Origin of the sequence: Thermococcus gorgonarius (genome assembly GCF_002214385.1) — an archaeon.
Taxonomy (GTDB): Archaea; Methanobacteriota_B; Thermococci; order Thermococcales; family Thermococcaceae; genus Thermococcus; species Thermococcus gorgonarius.
Map to the genome: position 1 here is coordinate 1,052,704 of NZ_CP014855.1, position 19,687 is coordinate 1,072,390.

Sequence of the window (19,687 nt, forward strand, 5' to 3'; positions counted from 1 at the left end):
AAAAACAGGGATTAAGCCAGTGAACCGGTCTCGGAGGGGACAAAGGATAAAACTCCACCCGCGTACTACCGGCAGGCTTAAGAGTCAGGTGCAATAGTCGGGGTGATACCATGCAGATAATCGAGGAGAAGCCCAAGGAAGGCAAAGTGAAGGTCAAGGCCGAGACTTTGGACGACCTCTGGCATCTCTATCACATCATCGATCCTGGCGATATCGTCTACGCCAAAACTCTCCGCAAGCAGAGCCAGAGGAGCGATTCCCTGAGGGCTGAGAAGGTTGAAGTTATCCCGGTTTTCCTCGGAGTTAAAGCGGAGAAGATAAACTTTCACAAGTTTGCCAACCAGGTGCGCGTTACCGGACCGATAGTCTACGCGAGCAGGGAAGACGTTCCCCTCGGCAAGTACCACACGATAGCAATTGAGGAAGGAACGGTAGTAACCATCGAGAAACCCCGCTGGAAAGAGCACCACATTGAAAGGCTGAGGGAGGCAGTTGAGGCCTCCAAGAGGGCAAGGGTAACGATAGTCGTCATCGACGACGGGGAAGCAGATATGGCCCTCGTCAGGGAGTACGGCGTGGAAATACTCAACAGCATACGCCATAACCTTGGCGGTAAGCGCTACAACACCGACAGGGAAAGCGAGGAGAAGAAGTTCTTCCACGACGTGGCAAAGACGATGGAGGAGGTAATGAGGCGCGAAAACGTTGAGAAAGCCATTGTGGCTGGGCCGGGATTCGTAAAGGAGGACTTCTATAAGTTCCTGCAGGAGAACTACCCGGAGCTTGCAAAGAAGGTCGTTATAGAGGACACGAGCGTGACGGGAAGGACGGGCATCTACGAGGTCATCAAGCGCGGGACAGTGGAGAGGGTCTACCACGAGAACCGTGTCGCCAAGGAAGTCCAGCTAGTCGAGAAGGTTTTGGAGAGCATAGCTAAAAACAACGGCTTAGCGGCGTACGGTCTCAAAGAGGTGGAGGAAGCGGTGAACTACGGTGCCGTCGAGACGCTTTTGGTGCTCGACGAACTCCTCAAAGGAGAGCACAGGGAGAAGATAGAAGAGCTGATGGACGCGGTCAGGTATTCGCGCGGTGAGGTGGTGGTTGTCAGCTCGGAGCACGAGGGCGGCGAGAAGCTGAAGGCATTGGGCGGTCTGGCGGCCCTTCTGAGGTTCAGGGTGAAGTGAAGACCACCCAATTCCTCATTCTTTGTAAAGCTCTACGTACGGATCAGCTCTAAACTCTGGAAACGGCCTTTCTTCTCCATTTTCGACCAAAACCCCCTCTTTCTCCTCTGTGAACTCTCCGAGCTCGAAAGCCAGGATTCCATTTTTAATTAATTCCGTAATTAATGAATCAACGTTTTCGGGAGGGGTTATAGCAATAAGCGTTCCCGTTGAGGAGACGCTCCAGGGTTCTAGGCCGTAGAACTCAAGAACCTTCCTAACGAGCGGGTCAAGATGAAGTTTCTCTGCATAAACCCTGAATCCGACGCCCGAGTTGTCCGCTATCTCGTGTAAAGCTGTCAAACCACCTTCGGTAGCGTCATGCATGCCCCTGACGAAGGGCTTGGCTGTCAATGCATCGGGAACGACGGTTTCGAAGTAAAAGGAGCGTTTGAGTCTCATAAGCTCTTTCTTGGAGAGAATTTTTGAGAGTTCCTCCTCTTTAAAGTACGCCGCCGAAACTGCAAACTCAAGGCCAACTTTGGCCGTAATGATGATCCTATCGCCCGGCTTCGCCAGTGGAAGCTTAAGCTCGTCCTTTCTCACAAGGCCCATCGCGGTGGTAGTTGCTGTAGGCTCTGAAACGCTTGGGTAAACCCCTGTGTGACCTCCTATTATCGAGCCCCCGTACTTTAGGCACTCCCCGTGGAGGTCCCCCGTTACTATTTTGAGGAATTCCCTGCTAGTTCCCTTGGGAAAGAGCAAATCAACGACCAACCACCCCGGCTTCGCCCCAAAAACTGCCACATCGCTGGAGGCAAAATGGTAAGTGAAGAAGCCGAAGGTCTCAACTGGGACACCGAGGGTCGGATCGGTCGCTATCACGAGGTAATGCTCTTCGTCGTATTCCAGAACCGCAGAATCAAAGCCCTCTCTTGGCCCGTAAACCACCCCGGCATCCTCAACGCCGAGGTTTGGAAAAATTACTTCTCTTAACAGCTCATTCCTCAGCTTTCCAAGCGGTAGTTCCCCCATCCAAATCACCTGAACTTCTCTATTGCCGCTCTGATTTCATCAAGCGTCTCATCATCGCAGTTCCAGCACATTATCTCGAAGCTTGGAACCCGGACGCTGACGCGGACTTTTCTCTTTCTGGCGATTTTACTTACCTCGTAGTTCACCCTGTAGGCTAAATCCATTAACTCCGGCTTTACTAGCTCTTCTTTATCAATGTACTGGAGGGGGCAACCTTCGCGCCACTGCCTCCTCCTCGCGTGCTCGTACATACGGTAGGGCCTTATTCCAGCCCCGTCCGCAAGCTTTTCAACTTCCTCTGCTGTGTACTTTATGAGGGGCCTGAAAGTTGGTATTCCTATTCTGGGAATCTCGCAGAGGCGTATATCGGTTTTGCACTGGTCCAGGAGGGCGCCTATTATTTTGTCGTTGGCGTTGTCGCCCTTCGCTAAGACGTCGAAGCCGTTGTTCAGCGCGAACCATTTGGCGTTCCAGAGCATGACCTTCTTGCAGTTGATGCAGACCGGGCCTTTCCTTCCTACCGCTTCCCCGAGGAGGCCATCCGTTACGTCCACCAAGAAGTGCTCGACGCCGAGCTTTTTCGTGAACTTCATCGCCCACCTTAGAGTTTCCCTCCAGCTCCAGCGGTGGAAGAATGTCAAAGCTGAAACATCCAAATCGGCTTCTTTGAGAAGGTATAAGGCAAGGGAACTGTCCTTTCCGCCTGAAAACATAACGAGTATTCTCTTATCGAAAAGTCCGGCTTTCTCTGAGAAATTCCTTATCTCCTCGATGACATCGTTGAGAGCGAGCATGGGGAAAAATAAATTGGAGTGCTTAAAAGTCTGAGCCTCAGACTTTCTCAAGCCACTGCTCTGCGAGGTCTCCAACGATGGGGAACTTGTAGCGCTCGCCCTGATAGGCCTTGACCATTCCGATTATCCAGAGGATAATCCCCAGGAGTACCAGAAGATTTGCTAGAACTCCTCCAACAACAGGTATAATCTTCAATATCCATGCAAGCACTGTAATGCCTAAGAAGGTTATCGTTGACTGCATTGCGTGGAAACGGACGAAATCGCTGTCCTTCTCAAGGAGGAGGAATATTATCCCTGTAACCCACCAAAGCAAGTACGCCAAAAGGCCTTCAACGTTCTCATCCATCCCGAGGGATGTCTTGTTTGCTTTGGACGGAGCCTCAACCATTTGAAAACACCTCCCAATGTTTAGTCAGATTTGTTCTCTTTATTCCATTATTTAAATGCTTTTCTCAGAACACCCAGCACTTAAGAATTTTTGGAATGCCTCTGAACCAGAACCCTTCCAATTTCGAACCACTGAGTTTTGTTAGGCCCACCAAAGATTTATTAGGCACTTTCTGGAAATGGCACCGGATTAGGAAAACCTAACGGTGATGATCATGATTATTCCATTAACTTCCCTTCGTCCAGGCGAAGTGGGTATCGTCGTGAACCTCCAGGGCGGACCGAATTTCAGGAGCAAACTTTACGCCATGGGGCTCGCCCCTGGTGCAACAGTCAGAGTCGTCAACGTCTACAACCCCGGGCCAGTTGTGGTCGAGGTCGGGGGGGCGAGGCTCGCCCTTGGAAGGGGAATAGCCTCAAGGGTTCTCGTGAGAAAGCTTTGAGGTGGTAGCATGGCGATGAGGGTTGTGGCCCTGGCTGGAAACCCCAACGTTGGTAAAACCACGATATTCAACGCCCTAACCGGAATGAGACAGCATGTGGGCAACTGGCCGGGAGTGACCGTTGAGAAGAAAGAGGGAATTTTTGAGTATAATGGTGAGCGCTTTTTAGTAGTTGACCTCCCGGGAACTTACTCACTTACTGCCCATTCCGTTGATGAGCTCGTTGCAAGGAACTTTCTCCTCAATGGAAACCCGGACGTTGTAGTAAACGTTGTTGATGCAACCTCCATCCTCAGAAACCTGTATCTGACGATGGAAATCTTTGAGATGGGCATTAAAAACGTCGTCATAGCTCTCAACAAGATAGATCTTGCCGAGAAGAAGGGCATAAAGATAGAGGTCGAGAGGATGTCAAAGGTTCTCGGCGTCCCCGTCGTTGCTCTCAGTGCCAAGGAAGGTAGGGGTCTTGATGAACTGAAGGAGACCATCATAAAGGTTGCCCACGGAGAGATTGCTGGTGCTCCAATAATACCCCAGTACGACCCTGAGGTGGAGAGGGAGATAGAACACATCTCAAAATGCTTGGAAGGAACCAAGCTTGCCTCCCGCTATCCCCTGCGCTGGCTCGCGATAAAGCTCCTCCAGCGCGATGACGAAGTTATAAAGCTCGTGAGGAGGCACCTAGGCAAAGAAAAGCTCAACGAGATAATGAGGCACATCGGCGAGCTTGAGGCCAAGTACGGGAGAGCCATAGACCTCATAATAGCCGGCCAGAAGTTCGAGTTCATAGACAGACTCACCCACGAGTTCATGACCCACGGCCAGCTGAAGGAAGAGACCTTTACAGACCAGCTCGACAGGATCCTCATTCACCCAGTTTACGGGTTCGTGGCTATGGCGGTCGTCTTCTATGCCCTCTTCAAGTTTGTCTTTGCCTTTGGCCTGCCATTGCAGGAACTCTTTGACAGTGCTTTCTCCTCCTTTGGGGAGTGGCTTGCACCGCACATAGCGAACGAGACGCTCAGGGGTTTGGTTGTTGATGGTATCATCGGTGGCGTCGGGATGGTTCTCAGCTTTTTCCCGCTCGTCTTCTTCCTGTTTCTTGCCCTGAGCTTCCTTGAGGATCTGGGCTATATGGCGAGGGTAGCGGTCTTAATGGAGGACATATTCCGGAGGTTCGGCCTTCCCGGAAAGGCGATAATACCGCTCATACTCGGGCTCGGCTGTAACGTTCCGGCAGTGATGGCAACCAGAAACCTCGATGAGGAGAAGGACAGACTGGTCACGATGTTTGTAAACCCCTTCATCCCCTGCTCCGCTAGGCTGAGCGTCATAAGCTTCCTCGCAGGTACTTTCTTCGGCTCGAACCAGGCCCTCATTGCCCTCAGTGTTTACCTGCTGGCCTTCGGCGTGGCTCTGCTTTCAGCGTGGATTGTGAGCCAATTTGTTCCCGGTGAGGGCAGTCCGTTCGTCATAGAACTTCCCGAGTACAACATTCCAACCTGGAAGACCCTTCTCCTGCACTCCTGGGAGAGGAGCAAGGAGTTCGTGAAGAAAGCGGGCACGGTAATACTCGCAGGAGCAATCGCCATCTGGTACCTCAGCAACTTCCCGGCACCAATAGGAACCGGTAAGAGCTACGCTGAAAAGCTTGGATACCTCTTTGAGCCCTACGTTAGGCTGATGGGCCTTGACTGGAAGGCGGCAGTAAGTTTGCTCTTTGGCATAGTGGCGAAGGAGAACGTGATATCAACCTACGGCGTCCTCTACGGGAATGAAGAAGCAATAAGAAACGTCCTCACGCCTCTTCAGGCGTACGTCCTGGCGGTTGTTACGACTCTCTACATACCCTGTATAGCGACTATAGGTGCCATAAGGGCCGAGAGCAGCTGGAAGTGGGCGGCGGCGGTTACCCTCTACATGATAGGCGTGGCCTCGGTGGTTGGGGCTATCATCTGGCATCTTGGCATTGCCTTGGGAGTTTCTTAACAGCCAAATTCTTTTGGAGTGATGAAAATGGGGAAACTGGAAAAAGTCTTGGAGTTGATCAAAGAGGGAACTACACGAGAGGACGAAATAGCCGAAAAGTTGGGGATAGAACAAGAAGAGGTCGCGGGAATGATAAAAATCCTTGAGAGCCTGGGCTACGTTGAGAGGATCGAATACGGCTCAAAGGCGTGCGAAACCTGCCCGCTGAAAAAGATCTGCGGAGGGTCTTGCCTTAGACCGACTGGTGTTGAAGCGTTTAAACTAACGGACAAAGCTTTCTCCCTAAAAAAGTGAGGCCCTTTGCTCACCGGGAGGGATATATTTTACGGCCGTAAAATATATAAGTCGACAGGGCAAGTCTATAATGGTGAAGATCATGAAAGCGGTTGTTCTAGCTGGCGGTTTTGGAACCCGCCTAAGGCCAATATCCTCAACAAGGCCAAAGCCGATGGTACCCGTTCTCGGAAAGCCGAACCTCCAGTACATTCTGGAGACCATAGAGAAGATCCCGGAAATAGATGAGGTCATACTGTCCGTTCACTACATGCGCGGTGAGATCAGGGAGTTCATAGACGAGAAGATGGCCGACTACCCCAAGGACATACGGTTCGTAAACGATCCTATGCCCCTAGAAACGGGCGGGGCCCTCAAGAACGTTGAGAACTACGTTGATGAGGACTTTCTGGTAATTTACGGCGACGTCTTCACGAACTTCAACTTCAAGGAGCTCATAGATGCCCACAAGAACAACGATGGTTTGGTAACGGTAGCAGTAACCAAAGTCTACGACCCCGAGCGCTTCGGTGTGGTTGAGACCGATGAAGAAGGCAAAATCACCCACTTCGAGGAGAAGCCCAAGCGGCCCAGGAGCAACCTGGTCGATGCGGGAATCTACATGGTAAACAAGAAAGTCCTCGAGGAAATCCCCGCAGGAAAGGAAGTCTACTTCGAAAGGGACGTGCTTCCAAAGTTAGTCGCCAGGGGAGAAGTCCACGCATACAGAATGCCGAGAGATTACTACTGGGTCGACCTCGGAACTCCCGAGGACCTCTTCTACGCCCACCAGATAGCCATGGACGAGATAGCCAAGGAGAACGGCTACATGACCATCAAGGAGACCGCGGAGGTTCCCGAGGACGTCGAGATCCAGGGGCCTGTCTACATCGATGAGGGAGCCAGGATAGGCCACGGGGTTAAGATCAAGTCCTACACATACATCGGACCCAACACCATAGTCGAGGACAAGGCCTACTTCAAGCGCGCGATCCTCATCGGAAGCGACATAGTCAAGTCCGAGGCAGAGATAAAGGACAGCATCCTTGGCGAAGGTGTCGTCGTCGGAAAGAACGTCATCCTCAAGGAGAACGCCGTGGTTGGAGACTACGCGAAGATATACGACAACCTGGTCATCTACGGCGCCAAGGTGCTCCCGTGGAAGAAGGTTGAGGAGTACGAGGCTTACATAAAGATAAAGCTCGATCCCACAAAGGTCAGACCGGGCCAGTACCCTGACCGCTGCCCGCTCGGCCTGCCGGAGTGCATCTACAAGAAGTTCAAGGCAATAGCCGGCGAGAAGCCGCCGTGTGATGAATGTATAGAAAACCAGTGGCTGTTCTGAGCTTTTTACCCTTTACCATCATTACTACTCTCTGGAGTTTTATTTCTACAATGTACACGGTTCTGTTCATTAACACAGCAAAGTTTATATATTACTTTGTATAATGCATTACAAGGGCAAGGTATCTAATCTACCCGACGTCGAGTGTCGGGCATGTTTGCTGTGGGACTATGAAGAAGTTGTGGATGAGTGGTGATTGTCTTCAGGATAGTACCTCAGCTATTGGACTTGTAGGAGCGCGTACTATCACCTGGGAGGGAACCGGGAATGATCTGGCACTCCGTTAAGGTACTCTTGAAAAAGAAGGGCCTGCCGTTTCTCCCCATAATTTCATTTTCGATCTCCCTCATAATGCTTAATCTTGTCTCACAGGTAGGCGCAATTGTTGACAGCAGCATCGAATACAGCTTCAAGGAGTACAGACCGCACTCTGTGTATAACATGGAAGTCACCCTTGGAAACACATCCGAGAATTTTACTTCCAACCCTCAGGAGTTCATACTACAGGTAGAAAACCTATCGGGTATCATCGAGGAACATCTGGACGAAGACAACGCCACCAGTGGAGTCGTTTTAGCTTTCTCTTGGGCAAGGCTGGAGCCCCTAAAAATTAACAACCACACGGTGTATTTCTTCGTCTACCTGTTCAAGGAGCCCCAGGATCTCATGGAGTTTGGATTTGAAGGCAACTTTTCAGGTGATTCAGTTATCGTTCTTCAGGAGAATCTAACTGGAGACCTTTCTCCAGAGACGGCAGTAACATCTTTTTTCAACAGGAGCGTCCATGTGGAGCGGGCTTATGGAGAGTTCAGGGAGTATCCTCTTGCAAAGGCCGAGGGAGCTGAGTACGTTCAGATAGCCGTCCCTCTGCGGCCGTGGGCCGTTGAGACCACTCTTAGAAGAGTCAAGTCCACATTAAAAACATCCCACACATTTTCCGTTTACGTCGCGGTGAACCTCAACAACATTTACAGGGATCCCAAGCTCGTTGAGACTTTCCTGGAAAGAAGAGTGAAGGATAAACTCATAAACGCGTCTATAACCTTCTACCGGGATGTTATCTGCAAACAAAAGTCCCTGGTTGTTAGAGGAGACGACTGGATTTACTTCAACGGTACTATGATGGAGCCCAAAGAAGCAGAGCGTGCAGCTTGGGAAGACCCCAGATCCATTGGAAACGGTAGCCAGCAGTGTCTGGTGTCTCTTTTTGGGCTTTCCCTTGAAAAAAGGGACATACTCATCCTGGTAAAGAATGCGGGGTCTCAAACAGTGGATTTCTTTGAACTGTTTGGAGGTCTCTTGGTAGTTTTTTATCTGCCCCTTTTCACGCTGGTGGTGTACTCAGCATCAAGCATCTTCAAGGATATGAAGCGCGATCTCAAGGTGCTCTCAATCAGGGGTATAAGCGGGCAGGTAGCTCTTGTCCAGAAGGCAGCGGTGCTGTTGCTGGTGGCCATAGCATGCTTTTTAGGATGGGTCGCTTTTTCATATTTGAATCCCGGTAGTGTGTCCTTTGGAGCCAGTATCCTCATAGCCTTGGCAGTGATCTTCTCAGTGCTGGTTTCAGAGAGGCTCGGGGGATTAAAGCCAGGAAACAAGCTCGAAATAACGTTCGCGATACTGACGGTCATTTTCCTTGCCCTCGGCTACTTCCGAATCAACCAGACCACGGTGATGGGAAGCGGATACTGGGCGTTGATGATACTGCTGGCGTTGCTCCTAGCCCTGATCCCCCTGCTGGGGGCATTTGCTGGCCTGTGGTTCCACAAAGCGTCAATCATTATGCTCTCGCTATTTGGGCGCTCCTTTGACGTCAGACCCTACGCTAGAAGCGTGAGGAAACATAGCGCCCTGCTGACGTTTGCGGGTTATTCTTTCGCACTGGCAATTCTGCCGAGGATCACCTCCGTTGCACGGGTTACGAACGAGATATACAGAGAAGGCTACGTTAACCTTGTCGGCTATTCAAGGACGCTCTCGCTTAGCCTCTTTGGCGTATATATCAATGAACTGGGGAAGTGGTTCACCCTCTTTGGAGCCCTATCGCTACTGGTTTTGATGGGCATGGCACTCAGTTATTATTCAAAGCTGCGGAATTACTCATCCACGAGGGGGATTGAGGCGACCATTGCCAAAAAAGCTCTCTTTGGGTTTGTCCTCAGAGAACTGCTGTTAATTGCCGCAATGGCAGCGGTGATTTCTGCTTTCCTTGCACTGTTTGTAGACGCATACATAGGCATAACGTTTACAAGTGGGGAGCTCTCTTTCACCGGAGGCAAGATAATTGTCCAGTCCATTTTCAAACCGCCTCACATCTTCATCTGGGGGTGATTAAAATGGGTGTTGTCGAGTTCGAGGATGTGTTCGTAAAATATGAAACGTACACCGGCGGGGTTCTGGCTCTCAGGGGAGTTACTTTTTCCCTTGGAGAAAAGGAGGCACTGTTGATCATGGGGCCCTCTGGAAGCGGAAAAACGACGATACTGAAGGCGATCCTGGGATTGGTACAGCCACTTCACGGTTCGGTCAGGGTCTTCGGGACGGAACCAAATGATGAAAAGCGGGCCCTCGAGGTCAGAAGGAAAATAGGCTACCTGACTCAGGAGGGGACGATGATAAAAGAGCTTACAGTGTGGGAGAACGCCCTGTTCTACGCCAGGGGGAGGAGAAAAAGCCTGGATGAGGAGTCCGTTAGAAAACTGGCCGAGAGGCTGAACATTGGGACAGTCCTCGACAAGCACCCGAACCAGTTGAGCGGCGGTGAGCTGAAGAGGGCGGAGCTTCTGATGGTGCTCTCTGACAACCCGGAACTGCTGCTCCTCGACGAGCCGACCTCAATGCTCGATGCCGAAAACGCCGAGACCGTCGTTGAGATACTAAATGAAATAAAGGGACGAATCCCCATGATAATAACCTCCCACGATCCGAAGCTCGTGGAGCTTAGTGACCAGACTTTAAAAATAGTGGGTGGAAACCTAGTTGAGGAAAACGGTCACTGATCATTTTAATATTTCAGTCTCGGATTGTACTCAAGGAGCATTACGCCCTTTTTGAAAACCCTGATCGTACCGCTCTCGGACAGGCTGATGGAAGTGGCCTTCGTCAGCTTGGTTATACCTGCCGCGGCTATATGCCTAGTTCCAAGGCCCGGTGGAAGCATTAAATCCAGACCCTTTGGATCGACCTCAAGGTAAACTCCCGCCGAGACTATTCTCCCCCTCGAACTTATCACGAAGGCCCCATCCAGCTGGGCGAATTCCTTTATTATCTCTTTACTGTTCCTATCCAGAACGTTTATCCTGTGCCCTTTGAACGGGTTTGGAAGCATGCTGTGGGAGTGCTTTAGGACGTTCTTAACGTCCCCCACCACGAACAGAGTTCCAACGGGATAGCCTTCTCTACCCTCAATGCTCAGTTCCACCGCTATCTCAATGAGCCTCTGTATAACGGACTGGGACTGGGAGAAAAACCCGTTACTGGCAAAAAGGTTCTTTTTAACCCTTCTGAGGCCAACGACTTCGGAGGAAACATAAACGTAAGAGTCACCCTCCCTGAGGAGCCCCTGCTCAACCAAAAAGGCAGAAACAAAATTTAGAATGCTCCCAAGGTTCAAATTTCTGGGGATTGACAGCTTTAGAAGCCTTCTGTTTTTTACATCGAAAGTGGGACCAATTAAGACGAGCGGGAATTCAGAGAACTCACGGTTTTGAAGAAGTGTCTCTTCAGAAACCTCATCCAAAAAAACCATCGCTTTAGCTCCAGCGGCTCTGGCAAGCGTAAGAGCTGCATCCATGAGTGGCTTTTCTATTGCCATATTTCCAACCCAGTTCAGGTTACTCCGGATTTGTTATTAAATTTTGCGGAGGGATCGGAACAAGTTCAAACAAAAAATTAGGTAAACTTAAAAAGGTCTTGGAGGATAATTGAAAGGGGATAGGATTCCATGGAAAAGAAGCGGTTTGTGGTTGCACTCACAGGGGCAAGCGGTGCAATATATGGAATCAAAACAGCCGAAGCCCTGAGAGCGCTTGGTCACGAGGTGGTGTTCCTAGCTACCGAAACTGCAATTAAAATTGCCAGACACGAGCTTGGAATGGAGATAAAGCCAGACTACGACGAGAAAAATCTCTTCGCGCCAATAGCGTCGGGTTCATACTGGTTCGATGGCATGGTAATAGCACCGTGCTCCATGAAAACGCTCTCCGCAATAGCCAATGGATACGCCGATAACCTCATAACCAGAACCGCGGACGTTGCTCTGAAGGAGAGGAGAAAGCTTGTACTGTTAATTCGCGAAACACCTCTAAATATGATACACATTGAAAACATGCTCAAAGCTGCAAGAGCCGGTGCGATTGTGATGCCAGCATCTCCAGGTTTTTACACAAAACCCAAAACATTGGATGATATCGTAAACTTTATAACCGGAAGAATTCTAGATCAGCTAGGTGTGAGAGAATTCAACTATCCCAGATGGGGGGAGAGAAAATGACCCAGCTTGACGATCTGGACAGGGCGATAATAAGACTTCTAAAGAGGAACGCGAGGTTAACAATATCGGAACTCTCAGAGCAGCTCAACAAGCCAGAATCAACGATACACTTCAGGATCAAAAAGCTCATAGAAAAAGGAGTGATAGACCGCTATACGATCCTTCTGGGGGAGGAGATGATTCCAAAGAAGACAGCTATCGTTGTAATTCAGGCGGAAACACCTATTATTGAGGACTTTCTGGAAAGATACGTCAACCACCTCATGAGAACCCTCTCAATGATGCCCAACGTCCTCATGGTAGCCAAGAGCGGCAAGGACACGGTAATAGCCATTGTAGGCGGAGAAAACGAAGAAAAGCTCGATGAGTTCATAAACGAGAATATAAAAACACTACCCACATTAAAGAACGTGTACGTGTATCCCATTGACAAATTCGGCAAAGGCAAGGAACTTGTGAACTTCCTCACGGAGGTGTGAGGCAGTAGATGGAAATCGAGATCAAATTCAGGGTAAACTTTGACGAAACCAGGGAGAAAATAGAGAGCCTTGGGGCTTCTTTTGTACGGGAAGAAGTCCAAGAGGATCTCTACTTTTCCCTTCCTTACCCTAATCTTCTGAGGGTGAGAAGAATCAAAAACCTTGGAAGGGCGTTTATCACGTACAAGTACATCAGGGATCCAGGAAAGAACGAGGAGTTTGAGGAGATAGAGGTTGAGGTAAGCAACTTTGAAAAGACCGTAGAAATTCTCAAGAGACTGGGGTTCAGGGAAGACGTCTGGGTGAGAAAGAAACGCCTTGTCTACAGACTGGATGGGATCACCTTTGAGCTCAATGAAGTTGAGGGACTCGGATCTTTTTTGGACATTGAAGTAATCGAAGACGATGTTGATAAGGCAAAGGAGATAATCTGGGAAACCGCCCGGAAATTAGGCCTGAGCGAAGAAGATGTAGAACCGAGACTTTACCAAGAATTAATAAAAGGGAGGAAGAGATAAGATCACTTGGCCGTGGCCACAATTTTAATTATGTCGTTGAACTCAAGCTGGTAGTCCTCACCAACGCGCCTGTGGGTTCTGGCGTTGACAGCGTAGAGGAATGTTCTTCCAAGGTCGGTGTGGACTTTATAAGCCAGATCTCTCGGCGTCGAACCCCTCGGAAGGAGATACACGTGGGGCAATACGTTGCCGAACTGGTCGGTGAGCTTGTTCTCATCCTGGACAGGATAAACCGGGATGAGCTTCAACAGGTCAAAGACGGCCCTGTTTATTACCTCCTGTACACCGGTTGAGCCAAACCTTTCGAGAACCCTCTCCCTGATGAGCTGGAGCGCCTTTTCCTGCTTTGGGTTCATTTTTTTAAGGATTTTGAAGTCGGAACTGCCCGGGATATAGTCAATAAAGCCAGCTCGGGCAGCTTTCCGTAGTGTCAGTTCTGCAGCGGCTGAAGTGGGTATGACGATGTAGCCCCTCTTTTCACCTTCCTTCTTGAGCCTCTCAATCTGCTCGTCGCTCGCGGCGTCGGCCTTGTTGGCCGCTATGATTATCGGCTTGTTAATCTTCCTGAGCTCGCGGACGAAGGCAAAGAGGTCGTCGTCTGTCCATCTGGTGGGATCGCTGCTCAGACCAAGCTTGTGGATGGCCTCCCAAACATCCTCTTCCGTCACGCCTATCCCGGAGAGGTGATCCGCTATCGCCTGCTCGAGCTTCATGTGCTGGAGCTTTATTCTCTTCGCGAACTTCTCCCAGCCCTTCTTGAGTATCCCGAGTATCCAGTAGTCTATCTCTCTCTCGAGGAACTCGATGTCCTCGACCGGGTCGTGGTAGTCCGTCGGCTGCCCCTCGGCGTCGGTCTTTCCGGTCGCGTCAACGACGTGGATCAAAGCCGATGCCATCCTAAGGTCGTCGAGGAACTTGTTACCCAGGCCACGACCCTCGTGGGCACCGGGAACGAGGCCTGCGACGTCTATCATTTTTACAGGGATCAGGGCTTTTCCATCTTTGTACTCGTAGTTCTGGGGGTTTGGCTTACAGCTTAGTTCTTTACAGGGATGTTCCGCTATCGCGTAGGTTACACCTACGTTCGCGTCTATCGTCGTGAATGGATAGTTTGCTATGTCCACATCAACCATCGTGGCCGCCGAAAAGAATGTTGACTTACCAACGTTTGGTTTTCCAACGACGCCTATCTCCATTTCCTTCACCCACAGGCTGTTTGGGATTCGGGTTAAAGATATTTTGGACTGCGACCCGAAACAAAGGTGGACATGATTCCACATATGAGTGCCGACGGTTGAAGATTGGCAATAAAGTTAAAAAGGTGGACATTATTAGATAATTATGATTCACCCCTGGAGGTGGTGCATGTGGGTCATAAGAAAAGGACCCTATACTCAGCGGCAATGGTGCTCCTACTTTTGGGAGGCCTGTTTGGGTTCATAAAACTAGGTGCAGCTACCCCCGAAGCTGGTGCTGGTGATCAGTACACGTCTCCAAAGCTCATTGCCAGCGTTTCGGACGTTGTTGGGGATGACCACGGACCAGGAACTTACACCTATCCAACCGATGCTGTCTTCAACCAGACCGGACTCTTCGACATAATTGGAGTAACCCTTTACGAGGACTCCAACGAATACGTTCTCCACGTTCACTTCGACAACCTTGGTGGTAACCCGTGGGGCGGATGGAACGGTTTCAGCCTGCAGATAGTTGAGGCCTACTTCGACTTCAAGGACGGAGGAAACACCACAGCCATCAAGTTAGCAGACAACGGACCGGGAGCGAACGTAAACCTCGACAGACCCTGGGACGTTGCCGTAAGAGTTACCGGCTGGACGAGCAAACTAGTACTACCCAACATGAGCACCATGGACATAAACGCCACCGCGAACCTAACGACCAACACGATTATCATCAGGATTCCAAAGGAGTACCTTAACATTACCCCCGACACTTACTTTGCGGTTATTGCTGGTTCGCAGGATGGATACGGTATCGATGAGTGGAGGACTGTGCTTGTTGAGGCAGAGCAGTGGAGGATCGGAGGTGGTGATCCTGACGCAATAGCCGCCGGAGTGGCACCAAGAGTAATGGACCTTCTGGCACCACCCAACTTCACACCCACACAAGAAGAACAGCTCCAGAGCTACGACGTAGATTCTGGAACCAGGGCAACAATAGTGATGATTCCAATTCCGCTGGTACCTGTCGGCGATGGCGAGACCAACACGACTACGTCTTCGTGTGAGGGTACTAAGACTGTGACTAAGTATGTGTTGGTGAAGGAGACTGAGACGGTGACTAAGACTACTACTGAGACTGTTACTCGTACTACGACGAAGACTGAGACTGAAACCAAGACTGAGACGGTGACTAAAACTGAAACAAAAACAGAAACCAAGACCGAAACCACCAGCGGTGGAGGACTCTGCGGCCCAGCAACCATAATCAGCCTGGCAGTAGTTCCACTCCTCCTAAAGAGGAGAAAGTGAACCCTTCCCGTTTCTTTTCTTTGGGTTTTAGAACTTCAATAGTCCTCCCTCATATCTCCGGGAGTTCTTCTCCACCCGAAGCAAGTTTCACCGCCTTCTCAGCTATCACGTCCATTGGGTCTATAAGGGGGACACTCAGGTCTTCGGGCTTCAAAGCGACGCTCACCTCGGTGCAGCCTGCTATTATCCCATCGGAGCGCCTTTCCAGCTTTCTTGCGACTTCAAGAAGGAGTTTCCTTCCCAGTTCGAGGTTTCCGGCTTTTACCCCCTCGTATATACCTCTCATCACCTTTTCCTGATCCCCCTTGTTTGGCACCGCTATCTGGACGCCATACTTGAGGAGCGCCCTGTGGTAGACGAGTCCCTTGATGGTTCCATCCGTCGCGAGGAGGCCGACTTTCCTCAGGCCCATTTCTCGAACAACTTTAGTGGTCTCCTCAATCATGCTGACGAAGGGAATGTTTATAGACCTCTGTATTGTTTCCGCGAAGAAGTGTGCCGTGTTGCAGGGCATTATTATGAAGTCGGCACCGCACTCCTCAAGCTTTCTCGCGCTGGCTATCAGCTCGGGCCTTGGATCTTCGCCGTTTCCAAGGATAAAGGCCGTCCTGTCCGGTATCTTCGGGTTGTTGTAGATGATTATCCTCGGATGGTCTTGATCCCTCTTGGCTGGAGTTTTCTCGACTATCCGCCTGAAGAGGTCGGCCGTTGCTAAAGGACCCATGCCGCCGAGGATTCCTATGACGCGCTCGGCCATTACTCTCACCGACCTATTCCTCCAGCCACACCGAGTCGTCGCCGTAGTAGTTCAGCTTCACCACAAAGAGCCTGAAGGGCTCATCCTTTTCGTTGACGACCCAGTGGACTGTTTTCGGCTTGACGAGGAAGATGTCTCCGGGCTTCGCGAGGTATTCAGTCTCGCCTATCCCGAGCCTCGCCTCACCGCTTATTATGTAGAACAGCTCGTATTGGCGCTCGTGATAGTGCTTTTTGACGGTTTGATTTGGCTTGACCTCGACTATCTGGGCATAGCTCCCCTCGGGAAGTTCCCCTTCAAAGAGCGGGAGCTTTCTATAAGTGCCCCTATCAATGAGGTTCTTGATTTCGGCCTTCATGGTATCACCTGTAGTCCCTTGCGAAGGAGGGATAGATAAATCATTCTCTCAACTAGACGAAGTCGAGCTTCAAAGTCTAAAATCCGTTGGTTATCAGAGCACCCTCTTCCTGAACAGCACCACGAGCGGGACTAGCCACGCGAGGTGAACCACAACGGCAACTGGGAAATCCGAGTAGTCATTAGTTGGAATGCCCACAAAGACCCTGTAGAGCCAGTATGTAGGCAGAAAGGCCGTGAACCTGCTCCAGTCGGTTGAAAGGTTCCTCCAGACGACGACGAGCTTTATCAGCGGGGGTAACATCAAGAACCAGCCGAGAACCTTGGAAACCGTCAAAGCCTGCATCCTTGACTCTGAGAACACCGTGATGAGAAGCCCATAGATCCACACCTCAAGGAGGAAAAGGGCGATCAAAGCGAGGATTCCCTTTTGGGGCATCTCTATGTCGAGGATCCAGGGAGAAACAGCTGTCATCAGCGCGGTGGCTATGGAAGCCCACGTGAGCCTGTACGCTAAGAAAGCCTCGCTTGATATTGGAATAACTTGAAGGGCCTGTATGGTCTTGTCCTCCTTCTCGTCGGCCATCATGAAGCCGGGAATCATGCCGAATATCATGGGAATGAATATCAGCGCCAGGAGCGCGAGGAGGGGGTAGTAAACTCCAACGCGGTCTTTGAAGTAGCGGACGATTAAGAGGAGCACCAAAGTCATTGCAACGCTGTATAGGAGCATCGGGTCTCTCCTCAACAGCTTGAGATCCGTCCGGTAAACTGCCCCAAACTTCTTCACAAAGCTCATCTCAATCCCTCCACGGCGTATTTGTAAAACCTCCTTTTAGCGAGGTAATAGGCCACACCCGCCCAAACAACTAGGGCTATTCCCGACTTCACCAGTGTATCCGTTGAAACCTCCACGAAAGGAGCTTTGAAGAAGTAGAGCACCGGGTAGCTTGGAACGACGTAAAGGACCTTCCAGATTTCGCCCGTGAGGTAGCCATGGTAGTGGGCGAAGGGCAGGAGGGAGACTATAAGAACCGCCATTATGGGCACGAAGTAGTCGTCGAGGTCGCGGTACTTTGCCGAAACCGCAATCCCGAGGAGTGTATAGACCACCGATGCAAGAAAGGCCCCCACCGCCACATAGCCCAGCCCATCGAGCGAGCGGGTACCTATGGCCATTATCAAAACCGCCCCGATGACCGACAGCAGGCTCATGATGAGTGTTTTGGCGATGATGTAGTCCCTCCACTCTATGGGCGTCACCGCTAAAGCCCCTATCGCGCCGTCCTTCTTCTCGGCGAATATCTCCGTGCCGACGAACATGAAGCCGACCAGCCCCGGCTCGAAGAGGAGGAATATGGGCACCATTGTCGGAAGATATCGCTCTGGAAATATCATGAGCATCAGCCCGTAGGCCAAGCCTATCAGGACGTATATCGGGTAGACGAAGCCCCTCACGCCGATGATAAGGTTCGTCTTCACGAGCTTTCCAATCATACGAGTCTCCTCCCCGTCACCTTCAGGAATATTTCTTCCAGCGTGGGCTCCTCAGTGTTTATCCTCCTGATTTCGTAGTTTTTGAGGATATTCAGAAACTCCTCGTTTCTTCCGAGGTTCTCGAGCGGGAACTCGGCCATCTTAACATCATTGTCATCCACGTACTCCACCTTGACGAGCCTCTTCCCCATCTTCACCTTGAGCTCGCCCGGGCTGTCAACGAGGGCTATCTTCCCCTCAACGATAAAAGCTACCCTGTCGCACAGCTCGTCCGCGACGTACATGTTGTGGGTTGTCAGGAAGACCGTCTTGCCGTTTTCCCTCATCTCGAGGAGAAGGTCTTTTACCTTCCTTGCACTCGCGGGGTCGAGGCCCTCCAGCGGCTCATCGAGGAAGAGCACCTCGGGATCAGGGAGCAGAGCCCTCGCGAGGTCGAGCTTCTTCTTCATGCCCTTGGAGAAGCCAGATACGAGCTGATCCGCCTCTTTCTCGAGCCCTACCATCTTGAGGACTTCGAGGGGGTCGAGGTGCCTTTTGTAGAAGCTCGCGAAGAATTGGAGGTTTTCTAAAGCGGTTAGCCTCGAATAGACGGCAGGAAACTCGAAGGACACGCCGATTTTGTTGTAGTAGTCCTTTCCCCACTCCCTGAGGTCCTTTCCAAATACCCTCACGGTGCCCTCGTAGTCCTTGATGATCTTCACGAGAATTTTGACCGTTGTGGTCTTTCCGGCGCCGTTCGGCCCGAGGAAGCCGTAGATTTCCCCCTCCTCCACCGAGAAGCTGAGCCCATCAACGCCCCTCACATCGCCGTAATACTTTCTAACGTCCTCAACCTCTATAACCGGCATGCTTCCACCGGTTTAGAATACACGCTTGGTGTAGTTATAGTTAACCCCGCACATGTGCGGCTACTCTACAACCTCTTCCAGCACCCTCTTCAAGCCCTTCCTCAGGTGCTCCTTCACGGTGGAAGGGCTCAGGCCAAGCATCTGGGAGAGCTCCCTGAGGGTCACACGCCTCGGGCTGTCGAAGTAGCCGCTCTTGTAGGCCAGAAGGAGAACTTCGAACTGCCTCCCGGTCAGCTTCAGGAGGGGATTTTCCCCCGGAGTGTAATCCTCAACGCTGACCACTCTGGCCCCGTAAACTTCCTTAACCGCCGAGATTACGTCTCCCAGGAGGCCTTCCTCGCAGACGACGTAGAGGTAAAACCCCTCCGTGCTGAAGATGCCCTTCTCAAAGATTACCATACCCCTTTTCTGCACCTCAAAGAACCGGGAGACGTTCTCCGGAAGGGGCGCATGGAGAAGGTTCGCCCTCACGTAGAGCAGGTAGTGGCCGTTCTTCGGGATGAGCTTCGCGTCCTTCACGTAGGGAATTTCGAGCAGCTCGCCGAGAACTTCCTCGGGCTTCACGCCCTCCCTGAACTTGACCTCCACCAGCTTGACCACGTCGCTCCCGAGAAGGAAGTAAGTATCTCCATAACCCCACTCTACAGCCTCTAGGAAGCCTCTGAAGGCGTTGAAATAATCAAGGCTGATCGGGATGGAGAACTTTATCCTCTTCATGGGGCATCAAAAGGAGTGGGAGATGGGGATTATTAGGGTTTCTGAAAAAACAAACTGGCAGGTACACCAAAACAGCAAAAGCTGAGGGCAGGATAACC

General features: G+C 51.0%; 22 protein-coding genes. 11 read left to right on the forward strand and 11 right to left on the reverse strand.

From position 1 onward, the window contains the following. The first annotated feature begins 110 nt into the window (after positions 1-110). Complete coding sequence (locus A3K92_RS05925; protein ID WP_088885387.1) at positions 111-1,184, forward strand: mRNA surveillance protein pelota; 1,074 nt, start codon at positions 111-113, stop codon at positions 1,182-1,184. A gap of 15 nt (positions 1,185-1,199) precedes the next feature. Here the strand turns inward: A3K92_RS05925 and A3K92_RS05930 are convergent, their stop codons facing one another. Genes A3K92_RS05930 through A3K92_RS05940 form a run of 3 tightly spaced genes read right to left on the reverse strand, consistent with a single transcriptional unit; the run spans position 1,200 to position 3,383 of the window. Continuing rightward, positions 1,200-2,198, reverse strand: coding sequence for an AIR synthase family protein (locus tag A3K92_RS05930; protein ID WP_088885388.1), 999 nt, complete (start codon positions 2,196-2,198; stop codon positions 1,200-1,202). Between the two features lie 5 nt (positions 2,199-2,203). Beyond that, positions 2,204-2,992 carry a 7-cyano-7-deazaguanine synthase gene (locus A3K92_RS05935; RefSeq protein ID WP_088885389.1) on the reverse strand — a complete coding sequence of 263 codons (789 nt, stop codon included), beginning with the start codon at positions 2,990-2,992 and terminating at the stop codon, positions 2,204-2,206. A 37-nt stretch (positions 2,993-3,029) separates the two neighbouring features. Continuing rightward, entirely contained in the window at positions 3,030-3,383 is a 354-nt protein-coding gene (locus tag A3K92_RS05940; protein WP_088885390.1) for a DUF4870 domain-containing protein, read from the reverse strand. Between the two features lie 214 nt (positions 3,384-3,597). On the opposite strand from A3K92_RS05940, the gene A3K92_RS05945 reads away from it, so the two are divergent. The 6 genes from A3K92_RS05945 (at position 3,598) to A3K92_RS05970 (ending at position 10,431) form a co-directional block, all read left to right on the forward strand. Then, positions 3,598-3,825, forward strand: coding sequence for a FeoA family protein (locus A3K92_RS05945; RefSeq protein WP_088885391.1), 228 nt, complete (start codon positions 3,598-3,600; stop codon positions 3,823-3,825). A 9-nt stretch (positions 3,826-3,834) separates the two neighbouring features. Continuing rightward, positions 3,835-5,814, forward strand: a complete 1,980-nt coding sequence (feoB, locus tag A3K92_RS05950; protein WP_088885392.1) for a ferrous iron transport protein B — start codon at positions 3,835-3,837, stop codon at positions 5,812-5,814. A 27-nt stretch (positions 5,815-5,841) separates the two neighbouring features. After that, complete coding sequence (locus A3K92_RS05955; protein WP_198361970.1) at positions 5,842-6,108, forward strand: helix-turn-helix domain-containing protein; 267 nt, start codon at positions 5,842-5,844, stop codon at positions 6,106-6,108. Positions 6,109-6,190: 82 nt separating this feature from the next. Beyond that, positions 6,191-7,432, forward strand: coding sequence for a sugar phosphate nucleotidyltransferase (locus A3K92_RS05960; protein ID WP_088885394.1), 1,242 nt, complete (start codon positions 6,191-6,193; stop codon positions 7,430-7,432). Positions 7,433-7,699: 267 nt separating this feature from the next. Then, positions 7,700-9,763 carry a hypothetical protein gene (locus A3K92_RS05965; protein ID WP_088885395.1) on the forward strand — a complete coding sequence of 688 codons (2,064 nt, stop codon included), beginning with the start codon at positions 7,700-7,702 and terminating at the stop codon, positions 9,761-9,763. A gap of 5 nt (positions 9,764-9,768) precedes the next feature. Next, positions 9,769-10,431: an ATP-binding cassette domain-containing protein gene (locus tag A3K92_RS05970; protein WP_088885396.1), complete on the forward strand. Its 663-nt coding sequence runs from the start codon at positions 9,769-9,771 to the stop codon at positions 10,429-10,431. A gap of 5 nt (positions 10,432-10,436) precedes the next feature. Here the strand turns inward: A3K92_RS05970 and A3K92_RS05975 are convergent, their stop codons facing one another. After that, positions 10,437-11,246: a DNA integrity scanning protein DisA nucleotide-binding domain protein gene (locus A3K92_RS05975; RefSeq protein WP_088885397.1), complete on the reverse strand. Its 810-nt coding sequence runs from the start codon at positions 11,244-11,246 to the stop codon at positions 10,437-10,439. Between the two features lie 129 nt (positions 11,247-11,375). Here A3K92_RS05975 and A3K92_RS05980 point away from each other — a divergent pair, with 129 nt between their 5' ends. Genes A3K92_RS05980 through cyaB form a run of 3 tightly spaced genes read left to right on the forward strand, consistent with a single transcriptional unit; the run spans position 11,376 to position 12,921 of the window. Continuing rightward, positions 11,376-11,924, forward strand: a complete 549-nt coding sequence (locus tag A3K92_RS05980) for a UbiX family flavin prenyltransferase (protein WP_088885398.1) — start codon at positions 11,376-11,378, stop codon at positions 11,922-11,924. Beyond that, on the forward strand, positions 11,921-12,403 hold the full coding sequence (locus A3K92_RS05985; protein WP_088885399.1) for an Lrp/AsnC family transcriptional regulator: 483 nt from the start codon (positions 11,921-11,923) through the stop codon (positions 12,401-12,403). The genes A3K92_RS05980 and A3K92_RS05985 overlap by 4 nt, the downstream gene beginning before the upstream one ends. An 8-nt stretch (positions 12,404-12,411) precedes the next feature. Continuing rightward, a complete protein-coding gene (gene cyaB, locus A3K92_RS05990; protein WP_088885400.1) occupies positions 12,412-12,921 on the forward strand; it encodes a class IV adenylate cyclase in 510 nt (169 codons plus the stop codon). Positions 12,922-12,923: 2 nt separating this feature from the next. On the opposite strand, the gene A3K92_RS05995 is transcribed toward cyaB, so the two are convergent. Then, positions 12,924-14,117 (reverse strand): redox-regulated ATPase YchF, encoded by a 1,194-nt coding sequence (locus A3K92_RS05995; protein WP_088885401.1) that lies wholly within the window; start codon positions 14,115-14,117, stop codon positions 12,924-12,926. A 171-nt stretch (positions 14,118-14,288) separates the two neighbouring features. Here A3K92_RS05995 and A3K92_RS06000 point away from each other — a divergent pair, with 171 nt between their 5' ends. Beyond that, positions 14,289-15,413: a glucodextranase DOMON-like domain-containing protein gene (locus A3K92_RS06000; RefSeq protein ID WP_232460839.1), complete on the forward strand. Its 1,125-nt coding sequence runs from the start codon at positions 14,289-14,291 to the stop codon at positions 15,411-15,413. A gap of 49 nt (positions 15,414-15,462) precedes the next feature. Here the strand turns inward: A3K92_RS06000 and A3K92_RS06005 are convergent, their stop codons facing one another. From A3K92_RS06005 to A3K92_RS06030, 6 genes are all read right to left on the reverse strand, one after another. Next, complete coding sequence (locus A3K92_RS06005) at positions 15,463-16,170, reverse strand: cysteate racemase (protein ID WP_088885402.1); 708 nt, start codon at positions 16,168-16,170, stop codon at positions 15,463-15,465. A 13-nt stretch (positions 16,171-16,183) separates the two neighbouring features. Next, positions 16,184-16,528 (reverse strand): cupin domain-containing protein, encoded by a 345-nt coding sequence (locus A3K92_RS06010; protein WP_088885403.1) that lies wholly within the window; start codon positions 16,526-16,528, stop codon positions 16,184-16,186. 93 nt (positions 16,529-16,621) lie between these two features. Then, positions 16,622-17,326 carry an ABC transporter permease gene (locus tag A3K92_RS06015; protein ID WP_088885404.1) on the reverse strand — a complete coding sequence of 235 codons (705 nt, stop codon included), beginning with the start codon at positions 17,324-17,326 and terminating at the stop codon, positions 16,622-16,624. Next, positions 17,323-18,024, reverse strand: a complete 702-nt coding sequence (locus tag A3K92_RS06020) for a fluoroquinolone export ABC transporter permease subunit (protein WP_088885405.1) — start codon at positions 18,022-18,024, stop codon at positions 17,323-17,325. The genes A3K92_RS06015 and A3K92_RS06020 overlap by 4 nt, the downstream gene beginning before the upstream one ends. After that, the gene (locus A3K92_RS06025) at positions 18,021-18,872 is read right to left on the reverse strand and encodes an ABC transporter ATP-binding protein (RefSeq protein WP_088885406.1); all 852 of its coding nucleotides are present in this window, start codon (positions 18,870-18,872) and stop codon (positions 18,021-18,023) included. The genes A3K92_RS06020 and A3K92_RS06025 overlap by 4 nt, the downstream gene beginning before the upstream one ends. Before the next feature lie 60 nt (positions 18,873-18,932). Further along, complete coding sequence (locus A3K92_RS06030) at positions 18,933-19,589, reverse strand: helix-turn-helix domain-containing protein (RefSeq protein WP_088885407.1); 657 nt, start codon at positions 19,587-19,589, stop codon at positions 18,933-18,935. Between the last annotated feature and the right edge of the window lie 98 nt (positions 19,590-19,687).

What these genes read in the sequence shown, in the direction of transcription:
- cyaB (WP_088885400.1), top strand. Translation starts at nt 12,412, where the DNA reads ATGGAAATCGAGATCAAATTCAGGGTAAACTTTGACGAAACCAGGGAG.
- A3K92_RS05985 (WP_088885399.1), top strand. Translation starts at nt 11,921, where the DNA reads ATGACCCAGCTTGACGATCTGGACAGGGCGATAATAAGACTTCTAAAG.
- A3K92_RS05980 (WP_088885398.1), top strand. Translation starts at nt 11,376, where the DNA reads ATGGAAAAGAAGCGGTTTGTGGTTGCACTCACAGGGGCAAGCGGTGCA.
- A3K92_RS05955 (WP_198361970.1), top strand. Translation starts at nt 5,842, where the DNA reads ATGGGGAAACTGGAAAAAGTCTTGGAGTTGATCAAAGAGGGAACTACA.
- A3K92_RS06030 (WP_088885407.1), bottom strand. Translation starts at nt 19,589, where the DNA reads ATGAAGAGGATAAAGTTCTCCATCCCGATCAGCCTTGATTATTTCAAC.
- A3K92_RS05940 (WP_088885390.1), bottom strand. Translation starts at nt 3,383, where the DNA reads ATGGTTGAGGCTCCGTCCAAAGCAAACAAGACATCCCTCGGGATGGAT.
- A3K92_RS05975 (WP_088885397.1), bottom strand. Translation starts at nt 11,246, where the DNA reads ATGGCAATAGAAAAGCCACTCATGGATGCAGCTCTTACGCTTGCCAGA.
- A3K92_RS05970 (WP_088885396.1), top strand. Translation starts at nt 9,769, where the DNA reads ATGGGTGTTGTCGAGTTCGAGGATGTGTTCGTAAAATATGAAACGTAC.
- A3K92_RS06010 (WP_088885403.1), bottom strand. Translation starts at nt 16,528, where the DNA reads ATGAAGGCCGAAATCAAGAACCTCATTGATAGGGGCACTTATAGAAAG.
- A3K92_RS06020 (WP_088885405.1), bottom strand. Translation starts at nt 18,024, where the DNA reads ATGATTGGAAAGCTCGTGAAGACGAACCTTATCATCGGCGTGAGGGGC.
- A3K92_RS05960 (WP_088885394.1), top strand. Translation starts at nt 6,191, where the DNA reads ATGAAAGCGGTTGTTCTAGCTGGCGGTTTTGGAACCCGCCTAAGGCCA.
- A3K92_RS06015 (WP_088885404.1), bottom strand. Translation starts at nt 17,326, where the DNA reads ATGAGCTTTGTGAAGAAGTTTGGGGCAGTTTACCGGACGGATCTCAAG.
- feoB (WP_088885392.1), top strand. Translation starts at nt 3,835, where the DNA reads ATGGCGATGAGGGTTGTGGCCCTGGCTGGAAACCCCAACGTTGGTAAA.
- A3K92_RS05925 (WP_088885387.1), top strand. Translation starts at nt 111, where the DNA reads ATGCAGATAATCGAGGAGAAGCCCAAGGAAGGCAAAGTGAAGGTCAAG.
- A3K92_RS05930 (WP_088885388.1), bottom strand. Translation starts at nt 2,198, where the DNA reads ATGGGGGAACTACCGCTTGGAAAGCTGAGGAATGAGCTGTTAAGAGAA.
- A3K92_RS06005 (WP_088885402.1), bottom strand. Translation starts at nt 16,170, where the DNA reads ATGGCCGAGCGCGTCATAGGAATCCTCGGCGGCATGGGTCCTTTAGCA.
- A3K92_RS05995 (WP_088885401.1), bottom strand. Translation starts at nt 14,117, where the DNA reads ATGGAGATAGGCGTCGTTGGAAAACCAAACGTTGGTAAGTCAACATTC.
- A3K92_RS06025 (WP_088885406.1), bottom strand. Translation starts at nt 18,872, where the DNA reads ATGCCGGTTATAGAGGTTGAGGACGTTAGAAAGTATTACGGCGATGTG.
- A3K92_RS05965 (WP_088885395.1), top strand. Translation starts at nt 7,700, where the DNA reads ATGATCTGGCACTCCGTTAAGGTACTCTTGAAAAAGAAGGGCCTGCCG.
- A3K92_RS05935 (WP_088885389.1), bottom strand. Translation starts at nt 2,992, where the DNA reads ATGCTCGCTCTCAACGATGTCATCGAGGAGATAAGGAATTTCTCAGAG.
- A3K92_RS05945 (WP_088885391.1), top strand. Translation starts at nt 3,598, where the DNA reads ATGATTATTCCATTAACTTCCCTTCGTCCAGGCGAAGTGGGTATCGTC.